Below are 20,663 nucleotides of genomic sequence, written 5' to 3'. Positions count from 1 at the left end.
GGGAGGATCGTCGAGCCATGTCCAACGCCGCCTTGCGGGAGACCGCGGATAGCCTTGAAGAGGAAGGGCCGGAACCGCCGGCCGATGCGGACGCGCTGCGCCGGGTGATCGGCTCGCTTGCCGCCGAGGCGTCGGACCTCGGCCTGCACCTCGTGGACATCGCCGGCTCCATCCAGGACACCGCCGCGCAATCGCGCGAGCATGCGGGCCTCTTCACGCGGCTGACGCAATCGGCCGCGGCGATCGCCGGCGCCAACGGCGACATCGCCCGCGCGCTCGGCGAGACCGACCAGCTTGCGGCGAGCGCCCGCAAGGTGCTGGGCGAGCAGGCCGCCGAGCTCGACGGCTCGATCGCCGCCATCGACCACATGGTCACGGCCTCCAACGAGATCGGCACGGAGATCTCCGCCTTCTCCGGCGCGCTCGCCGACGTCGGGCGGCTGGCGGACGCGATCGGCACCATCGCGCGGCAGACGAACCTGCTGGCGCTGAACGCCGCCATCGAGGCGGCGCGCGCGGGCGATGCCGGCAAGGGCTTCGCCGTCGTCGCGGCGGAGGTGCGGGCATTGTCGCTCGAGACCTCCAACACCACGGCCTCCATCCAGAAGACGCTGCAGGAGCTGCGCGCGCGCATCGACCGGCTGGAGGGCGCGGGCGAGGGCGCGCGGGTCTCGGCCGAGGGCGTCAAGGCGACGGCCTCCCGCGTGCAGGGCTCCTTCGCCGGGGTGGAGGAGGTCATGTCGAGGATCCTCGACAGCGCCTCCTCGCTCGCCGCGACCACCGGGGCGGTGGACAAGGAATGCAGCGAGTTCGCCCGGTCGATCGGCGCGGCCTCGGCAGAGGTCATCCGCTGCACCGAGATGCTGCAGAGCGCCTCTGGCAAGGTCGGCGAGGTGGTGGCCATCTCCGAGCGCATCATCCAGGCGACGGCGAGCGCCGGCATCGAGACGCCGGACAGCCCCTATATCCGCCTGGTGCAGGAACTGGCGGGCGAGGTCGCCGCCCGCTTCTCGGCGGCCGTGCGCAGCGGCGAGATCGGCATGGAGGCGCTGTTCGACCGGCAGTACCGGCCGATCCCCGGCACCGACCCGCTGCAGATGCTGACGCGATTTACCGACTTCACCGACCGGGTGCTGCCGGCGATCCAGGAGCCGGCGGTCGCCGCCGACGCGCGCATCGCCTTCTGCGCGGCGGTCGACGAGAACGGCTACCTGCCGACGCACAACCGGAAATTCTCCGAGCCGCAGCGGCCGGGCGATCCGGCCTGGAACACCGCCAACTGCCGCAACCGCCGCATCTTCGACGACCGCGTGGGCCTGGCCGCGGGCCGCAACACCCGGCCCTTCCTGCTCCAGACCTACCGGCGCGACATGGGCGGCGGCCAGTTCGTGCTGATGAAGGACATCTCCGCCCCCATCACCGTCCACGGCCGCCACTGGGGCGGGCTGCGGCTGGCGGTCCGGGTGTGAGGCACGCCGCGGCCTGCCGGCGATGGCGGCCGCGCTTGCCGGCATTGCCGTGCCGCCCGGCGCCGTGTATGCCGCGGTCATGCGCCTTCGTACCGACATCTTCGTTTCCGCCCTGATGCGCCGCGTCTTCGCCCGCGGCGATTTCGCCGCCGTGGAGGCGAAGGGGGCGGAGGAGGCGGGGGCGGTCTTCGTGCGGCAGGTCTTCCGCGACGGCGCCGAGAGCCTGCATGCGCCCGCCCCGCAGAGCCTCTTCGAGGCGGACGACGGCGACAGGCGGCTGTTCGAGACGCGGCTGGAACGCGTCGACGCCGGCGCGGTTGCCGAGGCGGTCGCGCGCGAGCGGCGCTTCGACGGCGACCTCTGGGTGGTCTCCATCGAGACGGACGACCTCGGCGACCTGATCGAGTTCGCCGGTGCCGGGCCGAGGGACGACGGGTTCTTCCGGCGGTAGATATGTCGTTCGGCTGCCGTGCCTTCCACTTGGGCGAATGCGGCGCCGCTCTCCCCGGCAGGGCAGATCGCCTGTTCCGCCGGGAACAGCCGGCGGCGCGGCGGTGTGGGAAAAGGAAGGCGCACGGGCAGCGGCCCGTGCCCGACCGCAAAGGAACGCCCCATGCTGATCGTGCTGCCTGCCCTTGCCCTGCTGATTTCGGGAATGTTCGTCGTGACGACGCTGGCTGCGCTTGCCGCCGGGCGCCGCGAGGGTGCGACGGTTCGCGCACCGGCCAGGCGCCGGGTTTTCCGGTAGAGATGGTCAGGAGGCGGCGCGTTGCCGCCCGATCCTGGAGGACCTGTCGTGGTGATCCTGCCCCTTCGCCTCAACGTCGTCACCGTTGGCCGCCTTCGGCAGGCCGTCGCCGTTCGTGTAGCGATCCGCCCTCTGCCAGCTCTCGACCCGGCGGGCCGCCTCGCCAGGATCTAGCGAGGCGAGCAGCGTTCCGGCGCCTCCCGCGGCGAGGTGCGGATAGATCCTCTCCAGCACGGACAGGCTGTCGGCCTCGGGCACGCCGAGAGCCAGCAGCGTCTCGGCGAGCTGCCGCCCCGATATGTCGAGGAGGATGCGCTCGGAAAGCCACTGGCTGGAGGACAGCGCGTCGGCGAGCGTCACGGCGACCATGCCGACCTCGCCGGCGCGCGCGAAACGCACGAACAGCGCCTGGTGGACCTCCGTGGCCGGCTCGAGGCGGATTTCGGGCTCGGCCCGAGGCGTCGCGGCGCGAACGAGCGCGCGCAGCTCCTCGCGGATGCCCTCCTCCCGCTCCAGCCGCGCGGCCTCCCTGAGGTCCGCCTCGCGGTCCCCGCCGGTGCGGCGGCTGGCGTGATGCTGGTGGGCGCCGACGAGCGCCTCGACGACCGCGGGCGAAAGGTCGTCGCGCCGGCCGATGGCATGGGCGTGCTCGGGGCCGGCCGCGCGCAGGATGCGCAGCAGCGTGCTGTCGGCGATGGCCTTCGATCCCATGAGGAAGATGGCGGCGATGCCGATCGGCTGGCGCGCGATGAAGACGGCGGTCTCCTCCGGCACCTGCGGGCAGCGCGAAAGCGCCGCGACCGCCTGCCGGCGGGCCTCCTCGGTGGAGGCCTCATAGAGCTGCTCGAAGAGCTCGCCGAACTGCCGCAGGTCCGATTTCGAGGGGAAGCGCAGGCTCTCGAAGCTGGAGACCGTGGCCATCAGCACGATGTCCTTCGGCCGCCCGGCTTGCGGTCTCTCCAGTTCGCGAAACCTGTCCGCCACAAAACACCTGTCATCCCCGGACCGGCGGCCCCTTGCCGATCCCCACTGTCGTTCACGAAAAGTAGAGGAAAAACGTTAGCGAGCCGTTAACCTTGCTCGCGCGGAAACCGCAATGTTTACAAGGCGGTGTCGCCGGGGTTGCATATGGCGGTCGAACGGGGCGTGCCGGAATGGCGCGGGGACCCCCGCCGCCCCGCCTGTGCCGCGGGGAACAGCATGAGGCGTCCGTTCACGCTAGTGTTAACAGCATGTTAACCCGATAGTCGCTAGTTTTGGGGGCGCGGATCTGCTCGTCTATTGCAACGGACGTGCTATGATTCGACCATGGAAGCGGCGCTTCGCCTCGAGGCGGCGCCGTTTCGGAAGGGAAAGGTGCGATCTTCCGGATGCCGGGCGGCCGCCAGACAACTTCCCGTGAATGGGAAACTTCTGGCCCGTATCGCCGTTTTCCACCCGTATGCGACTGGGATGACATCGAGCTCATGTCGCGTCCGGGTGAAGGAACCGGATGCACCGGCCCGCCAGGACGGGCAGGGTGAGATTTGTAGGAGTACTTCATCCGTCTCGATTCTTCTTCTGGAGGCGAGAATGGCAGACGTGGTACGATTGAAGGAATGGCTCGCGCGAACGCCGAGACGCGACACCATTCGCCCTGGGGCTCCGGCCCAGATACTGCTCTTTACCGGTGTGCGCTACGAGCGCCTGACCCCCGCCATGCTGGCAGCGCGCGGCAAGGCGGCCAAGCACGGCGCCCAGGACACGGCCCGCCGGCCTTAAGCGACGCCTCCCGTCGCCGCGGGCCGGCGATGGCGCGCGCGTGCGGACGGCCGCCGCGCATTGCCGGCCTTGGGCCAGTCGCGGGCCGGCCGCGGCACACCCCGCCGGATGCCTTGTCCTCATTGTTCCGCCGTGAAGGGTTCGCAGCTTGCGTCCGCCAGGAAGGCGGTCGCCGCGTCCAGCCGGCTTTGCGCGGGCACGAAGGTGCGCAGCACAGCATAGCCTTCCTCTCCCCGCATCTCCACGAGGATCGCCTGCTCCAGTTCCTGCGGCAGCGCCTTGCGCAGCGCGATGAGCTGGATGGGCGTGGCGAGGAGCGTGTCGAGCGCGCCGGAGACCGAGGTGCGGTCGTTCATGCTGAACACCTCGTTGGAGGCGCTGTCGTAGATGGCGAGGGACCAGAAGGGCACGTCGCCCTCCGCGAAGAGCCGGATGGGGCCGTTCTCCACCGAGAAGGCGCAGACGGCGGTCTTCATCGCCGGGTCGTCGTTGATCGGCGCCAGCGTGTCGCCGGCATCGGCGAGCGGGAAGAAGCGGTTCGTCTCGCCGAAAGCCTGCACGCGGGTATAGGCGTCGCGCCCGGTGAAGCTCGGCAGCGACAGGATGATGACGATGTGCAGCAGCGCCGCGCCGACGAGGCCGACGGCGATGGCATAGAGGAAGCTACGCATCGGCGCAGTCCAGCCGGGCGATGCCGGGCATGGAAAGGTCGATGAGGCCGGAGCTGCCCGCCGTCGGCGTGTCGAGCAGCGTCATGACCAGAAGGAACGGCGCCCTGCCTTCCGGCACCGCCAGCCAGTTGCCGGGCATGGCGGAGGAGCCGATGCGGATCACGAAGTCGCCGTCGGCGTTGCGCAGCACGGACCAGGCGTTGATGCCCGTCGGCAGGTCCGGGTGCGCGCCCGGCAGCGGGTTGCCGTTGCGGTCCGCCGCATGCAGCGTCCACAGGCGCGCGGGGGGCGTGATGCCGCGGATCTCGTAGCGGCAGTTTTCGACGAGGGTGCGGCTGTCGCTGTCCGTGGCGGCGGTGAAGGCGAGGCCCTCGGCGCTGCCGAGCAGCAGCCTGCCGTCGCGCGCGCGGTGGGCTTTGGCGTAAGGGTCGGCGTCGATCGTCTGCGCCGCCGGGAAGGCCGTCCACGGCCCGAGCGCGATGGCGCCGAAGCCGACCGTCGCCCGGAGCGCGTAGATCGAGCTGAGGATGCCGAGGCCGAAGGCGACGGCGAGCGCTGTGGCGATGACGAGGGGCGTGCGGAACAAGGGCGATCGACCGTGGGAATCAGGTTGGCGTCACTCTGTCCGGTTCGCCGGAGCAAGGTCAAGCGCCGCGTCGAGCGCGGCCACGCGGCCATCGGCCTTGAGCGGCTTGGCCTCGTTGAACCGGCGGGCGACGTCCTTCAAGAGCTTGGTGACCTCGGCCGAGAGCGAGCGCGGGCGCACGAGCGCCGGCAGCGCGTTCTCGTCGGCCGGCGCGGCGGCCACCTCCGCGGCCTTCGTGCCGTCCGGCAGCGGGTTCTCGATGCCGGGGATGGGGCGAAGCTCGATGCCCTGGTGGGCATAGTCCATCAGGCGCTTGAAGGTCATGGCGGGCAGCGAGCCGCCGGTCATGTTGTTGGTCGAGGTGTAGTCGTCGTTGCCGAACCACACGGCGGTCGTGTAGTTTCCGGTGAAGCCGACGTACCAGGCGTCGCGGTAGGCCTGGGTCGTGCCCGTCTTGCCGCCCGAGACGATGCCGCGCTCGAGCGCGCCGCGCCGGGCCGTGCCGCTCACCGGGATGGTGACGAGGATCCTGTTCATCGACGACATGGCCTTCTCGGAAAGGACGCGCTTCGGCGGCGGCTCGTCGCGGGAGAAATCGTAGAGGATGTCGCCGTCGTAGTTGAGGATCTGGCTGATGCCGTGGCGGCGCGACTGCAGCCCGCCCGCCGGGAAGACGCCGTAGGCGGTCGCCTGGTCGAGCACGGTCACCTCCGAGGTGCCGAGCGGCATGGTCTTGTCGGTGCGGATCGGCGTCTCCACGCCCATGGCTTTCGCCATCTCGGCGATCTTCGGCGTGCCGAGCTTCTCCTTGGCGAGGCGCACGGGCACGGTGTTGATGGATTTCGCCAGCGCCGTCATCAGCGTCATGCGGCCGGCATAGCTGCGGCCGTAGTTCTGCGGCGACCAGCCGTTCCAGCTGATCGGCGCGTCGACGATTGTCGTCTCGGGCGTCATGCCGGATTCCATGGCGGCGGCATAGGTATAGGCCTTGAAGGAGGAGCCCGGCTGGCGCAGCGCGCGCGTGGCGCGGTTGAACTGGCTTTCGCCGTAGTCGCGCCCGCCGACCATGGCGCGCACGGCCCCGCCGTTCTCCATCATCACCAGCGCGCCCTGCTTGACGCGGTAGCTCTCGCCGTACTGGCGAAGGCCGCTCTCCACCGCCTCTTCCGCCGCGGCCTGAAGGCCCATGTCGATGGTGGTGCGCACGATGAGCGAGTGCTGGGCGAAGGGCTTTGCGATGCGCTGCACCTCCTCGAAGGCCCAGTCGAGGAAGAAGTCGGGCGCCGTCTTCTCGTTGCGGTCGATGACGGTGGCGGGGTTGCGCCGCGCGGCGATCACCTGGCCCTCGGTCATCAGCCCGCCCTGCACGAGGTTGGTCAGGACCTCGTTGGCCCGGGCGCGGGCGGCCGGCAGGTTGACGTGCGGGGCATAGCGCGCCGGCGCCTTGAAGAGGCCGGCGAGCATGGCCGATTCGGCGAGGTTCACATCCGTCACGTTCTTGCCGAAGTAGAACTGCGCCGCCGCGGCCGCGCCAAACGTGCCGCCGCCCATATAGGCGCGGTCGAGATAGAGCCGCAGGATCTCCTTCTTGGAGAGGTTGGCCTCCAGCCAGAGGGCGAGGAAGGCCTCCTTGATCTTGCGCTCGATGGTGCGCTCGTTGGACAGGAACAGGTTCTTGGCGAGCTGCTGGGTGAGCGTGGAGCCGCCCTGCACGACGCCGCCGGCGCGCGCGTTCTCGTTCATGGCGCGGGCAAGGCCGAGGAAGTCGATGCCGAAATGGCTGAAGAAGCGGCGGTCCTCCGTCGCCAGAACCGCCTTGATCAGGTGGTCCGGCAATTCGTCGATCGGCGCGGAATCCTCGTGGATGATGCCGCGATGGCCGATCTCGTTGCCGTAGCGGTCGAGGAAGGTGACGGCGAAGTCGCTCTGGGCGCGCCAGTTGCCCTTGGTCTCCTCGAAGGCGGGCAGCGCCAGCGCCAGCAGCAGCACGAAGCCGGCGGTGCCGAGGTTCATGCCTTCGCCGGCGACCTCGAAGACCGCCCTTTTCCAGCCCTTGACGTGGAAGCGGCGGGAGAAGATCGTGATCTCCTCCCAGATCTCCGCCGCGCGGAAACCGGCGTTCCAGACCGTGGAGTCGATCCACGAATCGATCCGCAGGAGGATGTGCCGCTTGCGGCGGCGGGATTTTCTCGGCTTCTGGCTTTCGTCTTCCACGATCGCGGTCTCTTGCGTTCCTCGGTGCGGGCGCCACACTGCCCGCCACCGGTTAACGTCCTCTCACTACCGGTTTATTCTGGCACGATACCAGTCTTTTGCAGGCAGCAGAACGGAATTTGCGGGGAACGGTTACCGTCGCCGGCCCTTGACCTTTGCGCATAAGGGGGTCAGGGGTCGGGGATGACGACCCGCCGCGCGCAAAGGCAGGACGACCTGCCGTTCTGGAAGACCAAGACCCTCGCCGAGATGACCGACGCGGAGTGGGAGAGCCTGTGCGACGGCTGCGGGCTCTGTTGCCTCAACAAGCTGGAGGACTGGGACACCGGCGAGATCGCCTGGACCTCGATCCGCTGCGTGCTGCTCGACGGGGAGAGCTGTCGCTGCAAGGACTACGAGAACCGGCAGGCGAGCGTGCCGGACTGCATCCGCCTGACGGTGGAGAGCGTGGAGACGATCAGCTGGCTGCCGCCGACCTGCGGCTACCGGCTCGTGCGCGACGGCCACGACCTCTACTGGTGGCATCCGCTCGTTTCCGGCGATCCCGACACCGTGCACCAGGCCGGCATCTCCGCGCGCGGGCGCACGGTGAGCGAGGAGGGCATCGATATAGACGACTTCGAGGACTACCTCGTGACCTGGCCGCTGGACGTGGGCCGGCAGAAATAGCGGGCGTCAGTGAAGGCTCGCGGCGACGAGCTTCTTCGGCGCGACGTTGCGCCAGGCGGTGCCGATGAGGTCGCGCACGCGCTCGCTGTCGGCGTCCCCGAAATAAAGCGACGTCCAGCCCTTCAGGCCCCAGCCGCCGGGCACCGGCGCGCAGAGGCCGGGATCCGTCTCCAGCACCATCAGCTGCTGGTCGGGCGTGAACTTGAGCACGGCGCGGCCGGGCTCCGGCAGGGTCATGAACACCTTCTCGCCCACCCGGAAGTCGCGCTTGCCGAAATGGGCGCTTTCCCGCGCTCCGGGCATGCCGAGCGCCATCGCGATGAGATCGTCGGACACCATGGAAAAAGGATAGCACCGAACGGGAGGAAGGAAAAGTTTTCGCAAGGAATAGGAAAATAGTCCTTGACGGCGTGACGGTCGCCTGATAGGGTTATGGCATGGTCGGAAAGGTGCGGGCGGACGGATCGCCGGACTTTCCGGAGGCCGGATGGCCTGGCGGTATCCGCCCGCGGCCGGCTCGCAGGAACATGCAGGAATATATTGACAGGCGCTCGCTCCGACAGGACCGGGCGCCTTTTCTTTTCGGGTGCGGCGATGGAAGCGGACTTGACGATCGACCTCGACCTTTTCGGCGTCCTGCCGGAGCCGGCGGCCTATGACGGCCTTGGCGGCCGGCGGACGGTCTTCGAGGGCGGCGCGGCGCCGCTGCTCGACACCAAGGCCGAGGCGCCTGGCGGTCCCTTCCCCGACATGCAGGCCATGCTGCTCGAAATGACCAAGGAGCTGCGCGAGCGCTTCCAGCGCTTCCAGAGCCAGAGGGCGCTGGCCGACAGGGACGCGGAGGCCGCCGGCGACGAGGCTTCCCGCAAGCTGGCGCAGGCCGACGCCAAGGCGGCGATCGAGGCCGTCTCGCTGATCGTGCGCACCCTCGAAAAGATCGACAGCCTCCAGCGCACGCTGATCAGCGAGCGGGCGGCGGCGGACGGCGGCGAAGCGGACGACGAGGAGGCGCTGGCCGAGGAATTCGAGCGGCTCGTCGAGGCGCGGGTGAAGGACCGGGTGAATGCGGCGAAGGAAGACTGGATGCGCGAATTCGGGCTTGGCGGCGATGCTGCCGCGCGAATGGAAAGCGGGCCGTAGGGAACTGCTCGCCTCAAGGTCGATCCGGCAGAAGCTCGACAGGACGATGAGGAAGGCGGCAGCGCGCTTGCGGATGATCGAGGAACAGCGGGCGCGGGCGGACCTCAACGCCGCGATGGATGCGGCGGAGGCCGGCATCCGGCGGCGGCATGCGGAGGCCGGCGGCACATCCCGCGGGGACGCCGCTACGGCGGGCGACGGGGCTGCCGCATATGCGGCCGGGGATTGCCGGGCGGGCGCGGAAGATCGCGCCTCCGGCGTCCCCCTCATCCCGCTGCCGCGACCTTCTCCCCGCGGGGGAGAAGGGGGCGGGACGCACTCCGAATGCGATCCTCCCGCCGCAGGCGGGGGGATGGGGGGCCATGATACGGCTCCGGCGAAAAGGATGGCGTTCCGCAGCCGGGAGCAGTCCCGCGCGTGGCGCTTCACCTACCGCATCGCGCAGCTGCCGCCGCCGGGCGACTGGCGGGTGTGGCTGCTGATGGGCGGGCGCGGCTCGGGCAAGACGCGGGCGGGCGCCGAATGGGTGCATGCCCAGGCGCTGGCGCGGCCCGAGATGCGCATCGCGCTGGTGGCCGAGACGCTCGGCGACGCGCGCGAGGTGATGATCGACGGCGTCTCCGGCATCTGCCGCATCGCTGGGCGGTCGCGGCCGGACTTCGAGGCCTCGCGCCGCCGGCTCGTCTGGCCGAACGGGTCGATCGGGCAGATCTTCTCCTCGGAGGACCCGGAGAGCCTGCGCGGGCCGCAGTTCCATCTCGCCTGGTGCGACGAGCTCGGCAAGTGGAAGCACGGGCAGGAGACCTGGGACATGCTGCAGTTCGGCCTGCGGCTCGGCGAGGACCCGCGCGTGCTGGTGACGACGACGCCGCGGCCGGTGCCGCTGCTGCGGGCGCTGGCGGGCGATCCGGGAACGGCGGTGCGGCGCATCGCCACCGCGGACAATGCGCGGAACCTGTCGCCGGGGTTCCTGTCCGCCATGGCGGAGCGCTACGGCGGCACGCGGCTCGGCCGGCAGGAGCTCGACGGCGAGCTAATCGCCGACCGCGAGGACGCGCTGTGGAACCGGGCGCGGCTGGAGGCGATCCGGCTTCGCAACCCGGGGCCGCTCTCGCGCATCGTCGTTGCGGTCGACCCGCCGGCGACGGCGTCGGCGGCCTCGGTCTGCGGCATCGTCGTCGCGGGGCTGGACGGGGCGGGCCGCGCGGCGGTGCTGGCCGACTGCTCGGTGACGGGCGAAAGCCCCGCGGGCTGGGCGGGCGCCGTGGTGCGCGCCTTCCGCAAGTTCGACGCGGACCGGGTGGTCGCGGAGGTCAACCAGGGCGGCGACATGGTGGCGGCGATGCTGCGGAGCGTCGACGCCGCCCTGCCGGTGACGACGGTGCGCGCCACGCGGGGAAAGTTCCTGCGCGCCGAGCCGGTGGCCGCGCTCTACGAGCAGGGGCGGGTGGTCCATGCCGGCGCCTTCCCCGAGCTGGAGGACCAGATGTGCGATTTCGGGCCGGACGGGCTTTCCTCCGGCCGCTCGCCGGACCGGCTCGACGCGCTCGTCTGGGCGCTGACGGCGCTCATCATCGACCGGCAGGGCGAACCGCGGGTGCGCGGAATCTAGAACCTCAAGGGACAGGACGATGATCGACCGCAGGGCGTTTTTCGACGGCGTGCGCGGGGCCCTCTACGGCGGGCGGCTGCGGCGCGGGCAGGTGGCGGGGCTGACCGCGCTTCTCGACCGCTTCGAGCGGGGCGGGGAGACCGGCGACCGGCGCTTCCTCGCCTATATGCTGGCCACCGCCCATCACGAGACCGGCGGGCGCATGCAGCCGGTGCGCGAGACCTTCGCGGCGAGCGACGGCGAGGCGATCGCCCGCCTCGACCGCGCCTTCGCGGCGGGGCGCCTGCCGCAGGTCGCCGAGCCCTACTGGCGGCGCGACCCGCACGGTACGAGCTGGCTGGGCCGCGGGCTGGTGCAGCTGACGCACCGGCAGAACTACCAGCGCATGGCCGACCTCACGGGCATCGACCTCGTTTCCCGCCCGGAGCGGGCGATGGAGATGGCGGTGTCGGTGGAGATCCTCTTTTCCGGCATGCTGAAGGGCGCCTTCACCGGGCACAAGCTGGCCGACCATTTCTCCGGCTCCCGCGCCGACTGGACGGGCGCGCGGCGGATCATCAACGGGCTCGACCGCGCCGAGCGCGTGGCGGGATACGGGCGGGCGTTCCTTGCGGCGCTGGGCGGGTAGGGGCGTTGAATGCTGCCCTTCATCCGGCTGCCGCCACCTTCTCCCCGCAAGCGGGGCGAAGGGGATGTGGCTCCGGTTTCCCGGGAGATACGACCGTCATGGCAGCAGGAAAAGTTCGCGTCTTGCCCCTTCTCCCCGCTTGGGGGGAGAAGGTCCCGGCAGGGGGAGGAGGGGCGGCTTCGGGCGAACAATCGCATTTTCACAAGATCCGAGGGCATCATGAAGCTACCATCCTTCCTCTCGCGCCGGCCGCGGCAGGCGGCGGAAACCAAGGCGTCGGGCTTCTTCGCGCTGACGGCGGAGGGCCGGGCGCACTGGTCGAGCCGGTCCTACGCCTCGCTGTCGCGCGAGGGGTTCATGAAGAACCCGGTGGCGCACCGGGCGGTGCGCATGATCGCCGAGGCGGCCGCCTCGGTCTCCTGGCTCGCCTACGAGGGCGAGGCGGAACGGCCGGACGACGCCCGGCTCGCGCTGCTTTCGCGGCCGAACGCGCGCATGGCGGGCACGGATTTCTTCGAGACGCTCTACGGGCACCTGATGCTCTCCGGCAACGCCTTCGTCGAGGGCGTGCGGGTGGGCGAGGAATTGCGCGAGCTGCACCTCCTGCGGCCCGACCGGGTGCGGGTGATCGAGGGGCGGGACGGCTGGCCGGAGGCCTACGAATACCGCGCCGGCAACCATGTGCGCCGGCACAGGGCGGGAGATGCGGCGGCGGGCGAGGGGCAGGCGATCCTGCACCTCAGGCTCTTCCACCCGCTCGACGACCAGCTGGGCTTCGCGCCGCTGGAGGCGGCGTCCATGGCGCTCGACCTCTCCAACGCGGCGGCGGCGTGGAACAAGGCGCTGCTCGACAATTCGGCGCGGCCCTCCGGCGCGCTCGTCTACCAGCCGAAGGAGGGCGGCAACCTTTCGCCCGACCAGTACGACCGGCTGAAGGGCGAATTGGAGGAGGGCTATTCCGGCCCGGCGCGGGCGGGGCGGCCGATGCTGCTCGAAGGCGGGCTCGACTGGAAGGCGATGGGCCTTTCGCCGCGCGAGATGGATTTCGTCGAGGCGAAGAACGGCGCGGCGCGCGACATCGCGCTCGCCTTCGGCGTGCCGCCCATGCTGGTCGGCATCCCGGGGGACGCGACCTATGCCAATTACCAGGAGGCCAACCGCGCCTTCTGGCGGCTGACCGTGCTGCCGCTGGTGAGCCGCACGGCGGCCTCCTTCGCGGCCTGGTTCCGCGAGGACGGCGGGACGGCGCTGCGGCTGGTGCCGGACCTCGACCAGGTGAGCGGGCTGGCGGCGGAACGCTCCGAGCTGTGGGCGCGGGTGGGGGCGGCCGGGTTCCTGACGGACGAGGAGAAGCGGCGGGCGGTGGGGTATTGAGGGCAGAGGGGCTTTGCCCCTCATCCGGCCTGCCGGCCACCTTCTCCTTGGCTGCGGGGCGAAGGGGACAGGGCCGCCGGACAAAAGTGCCGCCTCCATGATTTCTTCGTGAAATCAAGGAACTGGCCTGGCAATCTGAATCGCTTTGCTTGCCTGCGGACCTTTCGCGCGAGCCCTTTGAATCGGATTTCGAGGAAACCGCCGCAAGGGATTCGAAAGACTCGGCAATCCCGCCGCCTCGCCCCGGCATTGGGCGGGCGGGGCCGCGGTTCGTTGTTTTCCACGATAACCTGAAAGGCTTAACGATGGCTGACTTCGGAAACGACGGCGGGCTGTGGACGGCCCGGCTCATCGGCGCGTGCGCGGGGGCGGCCGTCTCGCTCATCTACCTCCTGCCGAAGAGCCGCCGCGAGGCGGCCTGCCGGTTCCTGACGGGGCTGGCCTGCGGCCTCGTCTTCGGCGGGCCGGCGGGGCTGTGGATCGCCGTCCGGCTCGGCATCGCCGGCTATCTCGGGCCGGCGGAGGTGCTGCTGACCGGCTCGGCCGCCGCCAGCCTCTCGGCCTGGTGGGGGCTCGGGGTGCTGGCGCGGGTGGCGGAGAAGATGAGGGAATAGGCAGTAGGGGGTAGGCAGTAGGCAATAGGCAGTAGGGGGTAGGCAGTAGGGAGTAGGCAGTAGGGGGGAGGCAAGGGCGAGCTCGCGGCTGGGCTCGCAGGCATTCTCCGTCCCAACCCTACTGCCTACTGCCTATCCCCTACTGCCTCCCCCCAATTTCACATCGGAGAGACCCATGACAACCGACGACCTGCCGGTCTGGCGGACGAAGAAATATGCCGATCTGACGCTTCAGGGGGTATCCGGCAACGGGCTGTTTTCCGGCTATGCGAGCCTCTTCGGCGAGGTGGACCTCGGCAAGGACGCGATCGCGCCGGGGGCCTTCGCCCGCTCGCTGGAGCGGCGCGGGGCGGCCGGCGTGCGCATGCTGTTCCAGCACGACCCGGCCGAGCCCATCGGGCGCTGGCGCACCATCCGCGAGGACGGGCGCGGGCTCTATGTCGAGGGCGTGCTTTCGCCCGGCGTCGCGCGGGCCCGCGAGGTGCTGCACCTCATGAAATCCGGCGCGCTCGACGGGCTTTCCATCGGCTTCCAGACGGTGCGCTCGAAGACCGACCGGGCGAGCGGCGTGCGCCGCATCCTGGAGGCGGACCTCTGGGAGATCTCGATCGTCACCTTCCCGATGCTGCCGTCGGCGCGGGTGTCGAACGTGAAGAATGCGCGGTGGTTCCGCGACCGGGAGACGGAGCTCGTGCGCACCATGCGCCGGGCGGCCCGGATGATGAAACGCTAACGGAAGAAGAGGAAGACAGGATGGAGACCCAGAAGAGCGCGCCGGAAACCAAGGCCGTGCCGGAGACGATGGCCGCCGCCTTCGACGACTTCATGGAGGCCTTCGAGGCCTTCAAGGAGACGAACGACCGCAGGCTCGGCGAGATCGAGCAGAAACTGACCGCCGACGTGGTGACGCGCGAGAAGGTGGACCGCATCAACCGCGCGATGGACGAGCACAAGCGCGTGCTCGACCACCTGGCGCTGAAGAAGGCCCGCCCGGCGCTCGGCGGCGGGGAGGGCAGCCCGGAGGCGGGCGAGCACAAGGCGGCCTTCTCCGCCTACATGCGCCGGGGCGACGAAAGCGCGCTGCGCGCCCTCGAAGGCAAGGCGATGTCGGTCGGCTCGGCGGCGGACGGCGGCTACCTGGTGCCGCCGGAAACGGACGGCGAGATCGGCCGCCGGCTTTCCGCCGCCTCACCGATCCGGGCGCTCGCCACGGTGCGCCAGGTCTCCGGCGCGGTGCTGAAGAAGCCGTTCGCCACGAGCGGCATGGCTTCCGGCTGGGTGGCGGAGACCGCCTCGCGGCCGCAGACGGGCACCGTCCAGCTGGCCGAGCTCTCCTTCCCGACCATGGAGCTCTACGCCATGCCGGCGGCGACCCCGGCGCTGCTCGACGACGCGGCGGTGGACGTGGAGAGCTGGATCGCCTCGGAGGTCGACATCGTCTTCGGCGAGCAGGAGGGCACGGCCTTCGTCTCCGGCGACGGCATCAACAAGCCGAAGGGCTTCCTCAGCTACACCAACGTGGCGGAGGCGAGCTGGAGCTGGGGCAATATCGGCTATGTCGCCACCGGCGCGGCCGGCGCCTTCAAGGCGAGCGGCCCGTCCGACACGCTGATCGACACGATCTACGCGCTGAAGGCCGGCCACCGGCAGAACGCCAGCTTCGTCATGAACCGCAAGACGCAGGCGGCGATCCGCAAGTTCAAGGACGCGGACGGCAACTACCTCTGGCGCCCGCCGGCGACGCCCGGCCAGGCCGCCTCGCTGATGGGCTTTGCCATCGCCGAGGCCGAGGACATGCCGGACGTCTCGGCCGACAGCTTCTCCATCGCCTTCGGCGACTTCCGCGCCGGCTATCTCGTCGTCGACCGCACGGGGGTGCGCGTGCTGCGCGATCCCTATTCGGCCAAGCCCTACGTCCTGTTCTACACCACCAAGCGCGTCGGCGGTGGGGTGCAGAACTTCGAGGCGATCAAGCTGGTGAAGTTCTCGGCGAGCTGACGGCGTCGTCCAATGGTACCGCCGTCCCCGGGCCGGGCCCGGGGACGGCGGATCGTGTGTGCCGGCGGCCGTTCCCTGCCGCCGGCGCCGCGGGCGCGGTTTCCTCCCGGCCGCGCCCGCATCCCTTCTCCATCGAACAGGACGACCATGACGATCGCCGAACTCCTGCCGCCGGCGGCCGAGCCGATCACGCTCGCCGAGGCGAAGGCGCACCTGCGCCTCGATACGAACGACGAGGACGGGCTGCTGACCGCGCTCATCCGCACGGCGCGCCAATACCTCGAGGCCGAGACGGGGCTTTGCCTCATCGTGCGGCCCCTGCGCCTCTACCTCGACCGCTGGCCCGGGGAGAGGGTGATTCAGATTGCCAGGGGACCGGTGCAAGCCATTGAAACGGTGACGGTCTACGACGCGCTCGGCGAGCCGGTGGCGGTCGATGCGGCCGGCCATGTGCTCGACGGCGCGGCGCGGCCGGCGCGGCTGCTGCTGCCCCGGCGGCCGGCGGCCGAGCGCGCGGTCAACGGCATCGAGATCGATTTCACCGCCGGCTTCGGCGAGAGCGGGGCGGACGTGCCGGACACGCTGAAGCGGGCGCTGCTGCTGCATGTCGCGGCGATGTACGAGCTGCGCGGCGTGCTGGCGCCCGACGCCCAGCCGGGGGCCGTGCCGCCGGGCTACGACCGGCTGGTCGCGCCGCACCGCCTGAGGAGGCTGTGATGGCGAGGGTCCTCGATCCCGGCGCGCTCTCGGCGCGGCTCATCCTGGAACGGCCGGTCGAGACGCCGGACGGGCAGGGCGGCGCGACGGTGGAATACGCGGCGCTGGCGACGCTCTGGGCGCGCATCGAGCCGGTCGCCGCGAGGGCGGAGGAGGCGGCCGGGGCGCTCCGGGCCGCGGTGACGCACCGCATCTGGCTGCGGCGGCGGGCCGGCCTTGCCGGCGGCATGCGGCTGCGCAAGGGCGCGCGGCTCTTCGTCCTCAAAGCCTTCCGCGATCCCGACGAGACGGGGCGCTACACGCTCTGCGACTGCGAGGAGATCAAGCCATGAGCGGGGAGATAAAGCCATGAGCGCGGCGTCCGCCTTGCAGAAGGCCATCTTCGCCCAGCTTTCCGGCGATGCGGCGCTGACGGCGCTTGTCGGCGCGCGGGGCGTCACCGACCGCCGGCTCGCCGAGCCGGCCGCGCCCCTCGTGGTGATCGCCGGCATCGACAGCGCCGACCATTCGACGGCGAGCGAGCCCGGCGAGGAGCATACGGTGACGCTGGAGGTCTGGTCGCACGCGGCCGGGCACCGGCAGGCGCAGGCGGTCGCCGCCGCGGTGCGGACGGCGCTGCACGATGCCGCCCTGGCGCTCGTCGGCCATCGCCTCGTGCTCCTCCTCCATCGCGACACGCGGCTGCGGCGCGACGGCAAATCGCGGTTCCACCGGGCGGACATGCGGTTCCGCGCGGTGACGGAGCCGGACGACTGAACCCAGTTTTCCAAGGAAAGGACCTTGCCATGGTGGCACAGAAGGGGCGGGATCTGCTGCTCAAGATCGACAACGGGTCGGGTTTCGCCACGGTCGCGGGGCTGCGCTCCAAGCGGCTGTCGTTCAATGCCGCGCTCGTCGACGTGACGGATGCGGAATCGGCGGGGCGCTGGCGCGAGCTCCTGGGCGGGGCTGGCGTGCAGCGCGCGGCGGTCTCCGGCAGCGGCATCTTCAAGGACCAGGCCTCGGACGGGCTGGTGCGCTCGCTGTTCTTCGCCGGCACGATCGCCGCCTGGCAGGTCGTCATCCCGGATTTCGGTACGGTCGCCGGCCCCTTCCAGATCGCCGCGCTCGACTATTCCGGCGCACATGACGGCGAGGTGCTGTTCGAGATCGCGCTGGAATCGGCCGGCGCGCTGACCTTCGGGGCGCTCTGATGGGCGCGCGGGCGAACCGGCATCGCGGCGAGATCGAGGCCGTCATCGACGGCGAGCGGCGGGTGCTGTGCCTAACGCTCGGCGCGCTCGCCGAGCTGGAGACGGCCTTCGCCGTCGACAGCCTGACGGGCCTTGCCGAGCGCTTCTCCACCGGCCGGCTGAAGGCGGACGACCTGATCCGCATCATCGGCGCGGGCCTGCGCGGCGGCGGCAACCTCTTTTCCGACGAGGACGTGGCGGCGATGGCCGTGGCGGACGGGCTTGCGGGCTTCGCGCGCATCGCCGGCGACCTCCTGCAGGCGACGTTCGGGCCGGGCGGGGAGGCGCGAAACCCTCCGCAGCCGCATCCGGCCTGAGCGGCGCGAGCTCCGCCTTTCCCTGGAAGGCGGCGCTTCATGCCGGGCTCTGCCGGATGCGGCTGCCCGCAAGGGACTTCTGGGCGATGACGCCGCGCGAGCTGGCCTTCGCGCTCGGCCTTGCCCGGCCCGCGCCGGCGGCGCCGGGCCGGGCGGCGCTCGCCGCGCTGATGCATGCCTTTCCCGATGAGATGGAGTGAACCATGGCCCTTTCCGACGACACCCCGCTTTCCACCCCGCTGGTCGGCACGCTGGAGGACGCCGAGGCGCTCTCGGCGGTCTTCGACGACCTGGAGGCGCGCTCGCGCTCCTTCGGGCTGGCGCTCGCCAACGCGCTGAAGGGCGCGGCGGTGGACGGCAAGGGGCTGGAAAGCGTGCTGCGCGGGCTGGCGCTGCGCATGAGCGACATCGCGCTCTCCGCGGGGCTGAAGCCGCTGGAAGGCCTCCTGAGCGCCGGCGTCTCCGAGCTGCTGGGCGGCGTGACGCCCTTCGCCAAGGGCGGGGTCGTGTCCGCGCCCACCTATTTCGGCAGCGGCGGCGGCCTCGGGCTGATGGGCGAGGCGGGGGCGGAGGCGATCCTGCCGCTGAAGCGCGGGCCGGACGGAGCGCTCGGCGTGGCGGCCGAGGGCGGCGGGGCGGGTGCGCGCATCGTCTTCAACGTGACGACGCCGGATGCGGCGAGCTTCCGCAAGTCCGAGGGGCAGATCGCGGCCATGCTGACCCGCGCCGTGGGGCGCGGGCAGCGGAGCCTGTGAGGCGGCGTGCGGTGATTGCCCCTCATCCCGCTGCCGCGACCTTCTCCCCGCAGGCGGGAAGAAGAGGCCGGACGCAAGGGTTTCCCGCCCAAATGCTTATTGCTTGGGGAAGGTCGGGCATCCTCGCCTTCTCTTCCCTGCGGGGAGAAGGCCCCGGCAGGGGGACGCGGGGCGGGCAACCGGCAGGGTGCTTCCAGGAGAGACAAGATGGCAGGATTTCACGAGGTGCGGTTTCCGCTGCGGGTGGCGCTGGGCACGAGCGGCGGGCCGGTGCGGCGCACGGACATCGTCAGCCTTTCCAACGGGCGGGAGAACCGCAACCGGCGCTGGCAGGACGCGCGACGGCGCTACGACGCGGGGTCGGGCGTGCGCTCGCTCGACGATCTCTACGCGGTCCTCGCCTTCTTCGAGGCGCGGGCCGGGCAGTTCTTCGGCTTCCGCTTCCGCGACCCGGTGGACCACAAGTCCTGCGCGCCCTCCGCCGCGATCGGCGCGCAGGACCAGTTCCTCGGCGCGGCGGACGGGGCGACGGCGACGTTCCAGCTCGTCAAGCGCTATGCGGACGCCGGCGGCGAGACGGTGCGCCGGATCGACAAGCCCGTGGCGGGCACCGTGGCCGTCTCGGTGGCGGGCATGCCCGTGCCGGCGGCCGACTACACGGTGGACGCGGCGGCCGGGACGGTGACCTTCAAGCCGGGCAAGGTGCCGGCGTCGGGCGCCGTCCGGGCCGGCTTCGAGTTCGACGTGCCGGTGCGCTTCGACACGGACCGCATCGACATCGACCTCGCCCAGTTCGACGCCGGGCGCATCCCTTCCATTCCGCTTGTGGAGATCAAGCCATGAGGACCATCGCGAGCGGGCTCAAGGCCCATCTCGACGGCGGGGCGACGACGCTCTGCCATGCCTGGCGCGTGACGCGGCAGGACGGCACGGTGATGGGCTTCACCGACCACGACCGCGACCTTTCCTTCGGCGGGCTGACCTATCTCGCGGCGAGCGGCTTCGAGGCGAGCGAGGCGGAGGACGGCAACGGGCTTTCGGCCGAGGGCGGCGAGGTCTCCGGCGGCTTTTCCGCCGACGCGATCCGCCCCGAGGACCTTTCCGCCGGGCGCTACGACGGAGCGACGGTGGAGGTCTTCACGGTCAACTGGCAGGACACCGCGCAGCACCTGCTGCTGCGGACCGCCGAGCTCGGCGAGGTGCGGCGCGAGGGCGGGCTTTTCCGCGCGGAGCTGAGGCGCCTGACGCACCGGCTCGACCAGGTGCGCGGGCGCATCTACGGCCGCCAGTGCGACGCCGTGCTGGGCGACCGCCGCTGCGGCGTGGAGATCGCCGCCTACCGCGCGGCGGCGACGGTGAGCGCCGTGCCGGACGACATGCATGTGCGGGTGAGCGGCCTTTCCGGCTTTGCCGGCCGCTTCTTCCGCTACGGCGTCGCCGCCTTCACGAGCGGCGCGGCCGCCGGCCTCTCGGCGGACATAGAGGACCATCGCAAGATCGACGGCGCGGACGAGCTGACGCTCTGGCTGCCGATGGCGGCGAAGGTCGCCGCCGGCGACGCGCTGGAGGTGACGGCGGGCTGCGACAAGCGCTTTTCCACCTGCCGGGAGAAGTTCGGCAACGGGCTGAATTTCCAGGGCTTCCCGCACATGCCGGGCAGCGACTTCAGCTACGGCTATGCCGACGGCGAGACCGTGCACGACGGGAGCCCGCTCTATGACTGAGCCCTTCGGCGCGCGGGTCGTCGCCGTCGCGCGCACGTTCATCGGCACGCCCTACCGGCACCAGGGCTCGCGCAAGGGCGTCGGCTGCGACTGCCTCGGCCTCGTGCGCGGCGTCTGGCGCGAGCTTTACGGCGCGGAGCCGGAGGTGCCGGCGCCCTACGCGCCGGACTGGGCGGAGCGGACCGGCGAGGAACGGCTTCTCGAGGCGGCTGCACGGCATTGCGGGCCGGCCCTGCCGCCCAGGGCGCTGCGGCCGGGCGACCTCATCGTCTTCCGCTGGCGGGACGGCACGGCGGCCAAGCATGCCGGCATCGCCGCCCCGCACGACCGCTTCATCCATGCCTACGAGCACGCGGCGGTGATCGAATCGCCGCTCGTGCCCGCCTGGCGCCGGCGCATCGCCGGCGTCTTCCGTTTCCCGGAGCTTTCCTGAT

At 70.9% G+C, this 20,663-nt stretch carries 27 protein-coding genes; 22 read left to right on the top strand and 5 right to left on the bottom strand.

The window, feature by feature from the left end; genetic code table 11:
• Window positions 1–17 precede the first annotated feature (17 nt).
• From ACIIOY_RS13110 to ACIIOY_RS13100, 3 genes are all read left to right on the top strand, one after another.
• Entirely contained in the window at window positions 18–1,469 is a 1,452-nt protein-coding gene (locus tag ACIIOY_RS13110; RefSeq protein WP_411035116.1) for a methyl-accepting chemotaxis protein, read from the top strand.
• Window positions 1,470–1,548: 79 nt separating this feature from the next.
• Window positions 1,549–1,920 (top strand): DUF1491 family protein, encoded by a 372-nt coding sequence (locus tag ACIIOY_RS13105; RefSeq protein ID WP_411035180.1) that lies wholly within the window; start codon window positions 1,549–1,551, stop codon window positions 1,918–1,920.
• 162 nt (window positions 1,921–2,082) lie between these two features.
• Window positions 2,083–2,217 (top strand): hypothetical protein, encoded by a 135-nt coding sequence (locus ACIIOY_RS13100; RefSeq protein WP_411035115.1) that lies wholly within the window; start codon window positions 2,083–2,085, stop codon window positions 2,215–2,217.
• A 6-nt stretch (window positions 2,218–2,223) separates the two neighbouring features.
• Here the strand turns inward: ACIIOY_RS13100 and ACIIOY_RS13095 are convergent, their stop codons facing one another.
• Window positions 2,224–3,138, bottom strand: a complete 915-nt coding sequence (locus ACIIOY_RS13095) for a hypothetical protein (protein ID WP_411035114.1) — start codon at window positions 3,136–3,138, stop codon at window positions 2,224–2,226.
• A 651-nt stretch (window positions 3,139–3,789) separates the two neighbouring features.
• Here ACIIOY_RS13095 and ACIIOY_RS13090 point away from each other — a divergent pair.
• A complete protein-coding gene (locus ACIIOY_RS13090) occupies window positions 3,790–3,978 on the top strand; it encodes a hypothetical protein (protein ID WP_411035113.1) in 189 nt (62 codons plus the stop codon).
• Between the two features lie 119 nt (window positions 3,979–4,097).
• Here ACIIOY_RS13090 and ACIIOY_RS13085 read toward each other — a convergent pair whose 3' ends face one another.
• From ACIIOY_RS13085 to ACIIOY_RS13075, 3 genes are read right to left on the bottom strand one after another with little or no spacing between them, the layout of a single operon-like run.
• A complete protein-coding gene (locus ACIIOY_RS13085) occupies window positions 4,098–4,649 on the bottom strand; it encodes a DUF1254 domain-containing protein (protein ID WP_411035112.1) in 552 nt (183 codons plus the stop codon).
• Window positions 4,642–5,235, bottom strand: coding sequence for a DUF1214 domain-containing protein (locus tag ACIIOY_RS13080; protein WP_411035111.1), 594 nt, complete (start codon window positions 5,233–5,235; stop codon window positions 4,642–4,644). Before ACIIOY_RS13080 ends, ACIIOY_RS13085 begins: the two co-directional genes overlap by 8 nt.
• Window positions 5,236–5,265: 30 nt before the next feature.
• Window positions 5,266–7,449: a transglycosylase domain-containing protein gene (locus tag ACIIOY_RS13075; protein ID WP_411035110.1), complete on the bottom strand. Its 2,184-nt coding sequence runs from the start codon at window positions 7,447–7,449 to the stop codon at window positions 5,266–5,268.
• Between the two features lie 183 nt (window positions 7,450–7,632).
• Between ACIIOY_RS13075 and ACIIOY_RS13070 the strand changes: the two genes are divergently transcribed.
• Window positions 7,633–8,118, top strand: coding sequence for a YcgN family cysteine cluster protein (locus ACIIOY_RS13070; protein WP_411035109.1), 486 nt, complete (start codon window positions 7,633–7,635; stop codon window positions 8,116–8,118).
• A gap of 6 nt (window positions 8,119–8,124) precedes the next feature.
• On the opposite strand, the gene ACIIOY_RS13065 is transcribed toward ACIIOY_RS13070, so the two are convergent.
• Complete coding sequence (locus ACIIOY_RS13065) at window positions 8,125–8,457, bottom strand: MmcQ/YjbR family DNA-binding protein (protein WP_411035108.1); 333 nt, start codon at window positions 8,455–8,457, stop codon at window positions 8,125–8,127.
• Window positions 8,458–8,724: 267 nt separating this feature from the next.
• Here ACIIOY_RS13065 and ACIIOY_RS13060 point away from each other — a divergent pair, with 267 nt between their 5' ends.
• From ACIIOY_RS13060 to ACIIOY_RS12980, 17 genes are all read left to right on the top strand, one after another.
• The gene (locus tag ACIIOY_RS13060) at window positions 8,725–9,258 is read left to right on the top strand and encodes a hypothetical protein (protein WP_411035107.1); all 534 of its coding nucleotides are present in this window, start codon (window positions 8,725–8,727) and stop codon (window positions 9,256–9,258) included.
• Between the two features lie 385 nt (window positions 9,259–9,643).
• On the top strand, window positions 9,644–10,870 hold the full coding sequence (locus ACIIOY_RS13055; protein WP_411035106.1) for a DNA-packaging protein: 1,227 nt from the start codon (window positions 9,644–9,646) through the stop codon (window positions 10,868–10,870).
• Between the two features lie 19 nt (window positions 10,871–10,889).
• Window positions 10,890–11,498 (top strand): hypothetical protein, encoded by a 609-nt coding sequence (locus ACIIOY_RS13050; protein ID WP_411035105.1) that lies wholly within the window; start codon window positions 10,890–10,892, stop codon window positions 11,496–11,498.
• Window positions 11,499–11,717: 219 nt separating this feature from the next.
• The gene (locus ACIIOY_RS13045) at window positions 11,718–12,872 is read left to right on the top strand and encodes a phage portal protein (protein WP_411035104.1); all 1,155 of its coding nucleotides are present in this window, start codon (window positions 11,718–11,720) and stop codon (window positions 12,870–12,872) included.
• 305 nt (window positions 12,873–13,177) lie between these two features.
• A complete protein-coding gene (locus tag ACIIOY_RS13040) occupies window positions 13,178–13,486 on the top strand; it encodes a DUF6107 family protein (protein WP_411035103.1) in 309 nt (102 codons plus the stop codon).
• A gap of 175 nt (window positions 13,487–13,661) precedes the next feature.
• Window positions 13,662–14,219: an HK97 family phage prohead protease gene (locus ACIIOY_RS13035; RefSeq protein ID WP_411035102.1), complete on the top strand. Its 558-nt coding sequence runs from the start codon at window positions 13,662–13,664 to the stop codon at window positions 14,217–14,219.
• 20 nt (window positions 14,220–14,239) lie between these two features.
• The gene (locus ACIIOY_RS13030) at window positions 14,240–15,484 is read left to right on the top strand and encodes a phage major capsid protein (RefSeq protein ID WP_411035101.1); all 1,245 of its coding nucleotides are present in this window, start codon (window positions 14,240–14,242) and stop codon (window positions 15,482–15,484) included.
• A gap of 147 nt (window positions 15,485–15,631) precedes the next feature.
• Entirely contained in the window at window positions 15,632–16,201 is a 570-nt protein-coding gene (locus ACIIOY_RS13025; RefSeq protein ID WP_411035100.1) for a head-tail connector protein, read from the top strand.
• Window positions 16,201–16,533, top strand: a complete 333-nt coding sequence (locus ACIIOY_RS13020; protein WP_411035099.1) for a phage head closure protein — start codon at window positions 16,201–16,203, stop codon at window positions 16,531–16,533. The genes ACIIOY_RS13025 and ACIIOY_RS13020 overlap by 1 nt, the downstream gene beginning before the upstream one ends.
• A gap of 16 nt (window positions 16,534–16,549) precedes the next feature.
• Window positions 16,550–16,957, top strand: coding sequence for a DUF3168 domain-containing protein (locus ACIIOY_RS13015; RefSeq protein ID WP_411035098.1), 408 nt, complete (start codon window positions 16,550–16,552; stop codon window positions 16,955–16,957).
• A 29-nt stretch (window positions 16,958–16,986) separates the two neighbouring features.
• Window positions 16,987–17,394: a phage major tail protein, TP901-1 family gene (locus ACIIOY_RS13010; RefSeq protein ID WP_411035097.1), complete on the top strand. Its 408-nt coding sequence runs from the start codon at window positions 16,987–16,989 to the stop codon at window positions 17,392–17,394.
• Window positions 17,394–17,750, top strand: coding sequence for a gene transfer agent family protein (locus ACIIOY_RS13005; protein ID WP_411035096.1), 357 nt, complete (start codon window positions 17,394–17,396; stop codon window positions 17,748–17,750). Before ACIIOY_RS13010 ends, ACIIOY_RS13005 begins: the two co-directional genes overlap by 1 nt.
• Entirely contained in the window at window positions 17,747–17,950 is a 204-nt protein-coding gene (locus tag ACIIOY_RS13000; protein ID WP_411035179.1) for a rcc01693 family protein, read from the top strand. Before ACIIOY_RS13005 ends, ACIIOY_RS13000 begins: the two co-directional genes overlap by 4 nt.
• A gap of 3 nt (window positions 17,951–17,953) precedes the next feature.
• A complete protein-coding gene (locus ACIIOY_RS12995) occupies window positions 17,954–18,505 on the top strand; it encodes a phage tail tape measure protein (RefSeq protein ID WP_411035095.1) in 552 nt (183 codons plus the stop codon).
• A 207-nt stretch (window positions 18,506–18,712) separates the two neighbouring features.
• Window positions 18,713–19,348: a phage distal tail protein, Rcc01695 family gene (locus ACIIOY_RS12990; RefSeq protein WP_411035094.1), complete on the top strand. Its 636-nt coding sequence runs from the start codon at window positions 18,713–18,715 to the stop codon at window positions 19,346–19,348.
• Window positions 19,345–20,229 (top strand): phage/gene transfer agent baseplate hub protein, encoded by an 885-nt coding sequence (locus ACIIOY_RS12985; protein ID WP_411035093.1) that lies wholly within the window; start codon window positions 19,345–19,347, stop codon window positions 20,227–20,229. Before ACIIOY_RS12990 ends, ACIIOY_RS12985 begins: the two co-directional genes overlap by 4 nt.
• On the top strand, window positions 20,222–20,662 hold the full coding sequence (locus ACIIOY_RS12980) for an NlpC/P60 family protein (RefSeq protein ID WP_411035092.1): 441 nt from the start codon (window positions 20,222–20,224) through the stop codon (window positions 20,660–20,662). Before ACIIOY_RS12985 ends, ACIIOY_RS12980 begins: the two co-directional genes overlap by 8 nt.
• The last annotated feature ends 1 nt before the right edge of the window (window position 20,663 follow it).

Origin of the sequence: Shinella agrisoli, assembly GCF_046557955.1 — a bacterium.
Taxonomy (GTDB): Bacteria; Pseudomonadota; Alphaproteobacteria; order Rhizobiales; family Rhizobiaceae; genus Shinella.
Note: the sequence above shows the minus strand (reverse complement) of the source record. Positions and strands in the feature narration are given on the sequence as shown.

What these genes read in the sequence shown, in the direction of transcription:
- ACIIOY_RS13110 (WP_411035116.1), top strand. Translation starts at nt 18, where the DNA reads ATGTCCAACGCCGCCTTGCGGGAGACCGCGGATAGCCTTGAAGAGGAA.
- ACIIOY_RS13105 (WP_411035180.1), top strand. Translation starts at nt 1,549, where the DNA reads ATGCGCCTTCGTACCGACATCTTCGTTTCCGCCCTGATGCGCCGCGTC.
- ACIIOY_RS13100 (WP_411035115.1), top strand. Translation starts at nt 2,083, where the DNA reads ATGCTGATCGTGCTGCCTGCCCTTGCCCTGCTGATTTCGGGAATGTTC.
- ACIIOY_RS13095 (WP_411035114.1), bottom strand. Translation starts at nt 3,138, where the DNA reads ATGGCCACGGTCTCCAGCTTCGAGAGCCTGCGCTTCCCCTCGAAATCG.
- ACIIOY_RS13090 (WP_411035113.1), top strand. Translation starts at nt 3,790, where the DNA reads ATGGCAGACGTGGTACGATTGAAGGAATGGCTCGCGCGAACGCCGAGA.
- ACIIOY_RS13085 (WP_411035112.1), bottom strand. Translation starts at nt 4,649, where the DNA reads ATGCGTAGCTTCCTCTATGCCATCGCCGTCGGCCTCGTCGGCGCGGCG.
- ACIIOY_RS13070 (WP_411035109.1), top strand. Translation starts at nt 7,633, where the DNA reads ATGACGACCCGCCGCGCGCAAAGGCAGGACGACCTGCCGTTCTGGAAG.
- ACIIOY_RS13065 (WP_411035108.1), bottom strand. Translation starts at nt 8,457, where the DNA reads ATGGTGTCCGACGATCTCATCGCGATGGCGCTCGGCATGCCCGGAGCG.
- ACIIOY_RS13055 (WP_411035106.1), top strand. Translation starts at nt 9,644, where the DNA reads ATGGCGTTCCGCAGCCGGGAGCAGTCCCGCGCGTGGCGCTTCACCTAC.
- ACIIOY_RS13050 (WP_411035105.1), top strand. Translation starts at nt 10,890, where the DNA reads ATGATCGACCGCAGGGCGTTTTTCGACGGCGTGCGCGGGGCCCTCTAC.
- ACIIOY_RS13045 (WP_411035104.1), top strand. Translation starts at nt 11,718, where the DNA reads ATGAAGCTACCATCCTTCCTCTCGCGCCGGCCGCGGCAGGCGGCGGAA.
- ACIIOY_RS13040 (WP_411035103.1), top strand. Translation starts at nt 13,178, where the DNA reads ATGGCTGACTTCGGAAACGACGGCGGGCTGTGGACGGCCCGGCTCATC.
- ACIIOY_RS13035 (WP_411035102.1), top strand. Translation starts at nt 13,662, where the DNA reads ATGACAACCGACGACCTGCCGGTCTGGCGGACGAAGAAATATGCCGAT.
- ACIIOY_RS13030 (WP_411035101.1), top strand. Translation starts at nt 14,240, where the DNA reads ATGGAGACCCAGAAGAGCGCGCCGGAAACCAAGGCCGTGCCGGAGACG.
- ACIIOY_RS13025 (WP_411035100.1), top strand. Translation starts at nt 15,632, where the DNA reads ATGACGATCGCCGAACTCCTGCCGCCGGCGGCCGAGCCGATCACGCTC.
- ACIIOY_RS13020 (WP_411035099.1), top strand. Translation starts at nt 16,201, where the DNA reads ATGGCGAGGGTCCTCGATCCCGGCGCGCTCTCGGCGCGGCTCATCCTG.
- ACIIOY_RS13015 (WP_411035098.1), top strand. Translation starts at nt 16,550, where the DNA reads ATGAGCGCGGCGTCCGCCTTGCAGAAGGCCATCTTCGCCCAGCTTTCC.
- ACIIOY_RS13010 (WP_411035097.1), top strand. Translation starts at nt 16,987, where the DNA reads ATGGTGGCACAGAAGGGGCGGGATCTGCTGCTCAAGATCGACAACGGG.
- ACIIOY_RS13005 (WP_411035096.1), top strand. Translation starts at nt 17,394, where the DNA reads ATGGGCGCGCGGGCGAACCGGCATCGCGGCGAGATCGAGGCCGTCATC.
- ACIIOY_RS12995 (WP_411035095.1), top strand. Translation starts at nt 17,954, where the DNA reads ATGGCCCTTTCCGACGACACCCCGCTTTCCACCCCGCTGGTCGGCACG.
- ACIIOY_RS12990 (WP_411035094.1), top strand. Translation starts at nt 18,713, where the DNA reads ATGGCAGGATTTCACGAGGTGCGGTTTCCGCTGCGGGTGGCGCTGGGC.
- ACIIOY_RS12985 (WP_411035093.1), top strand. Translation starts at nt 19,345, where the DNA reads ATGAGGACCATCGCGAGCGGGCTCAAGGCCCATCTCGACGGCGGGGCG.
- ACIIOY_RS12980 (WP_411035092.1), top strand. Translation starts at nt 20,222, where the DNA reads ATGACTGAGCCCTTCGGCGCGCGGGTCGTCGCCGTCGCGCGCACGTTC.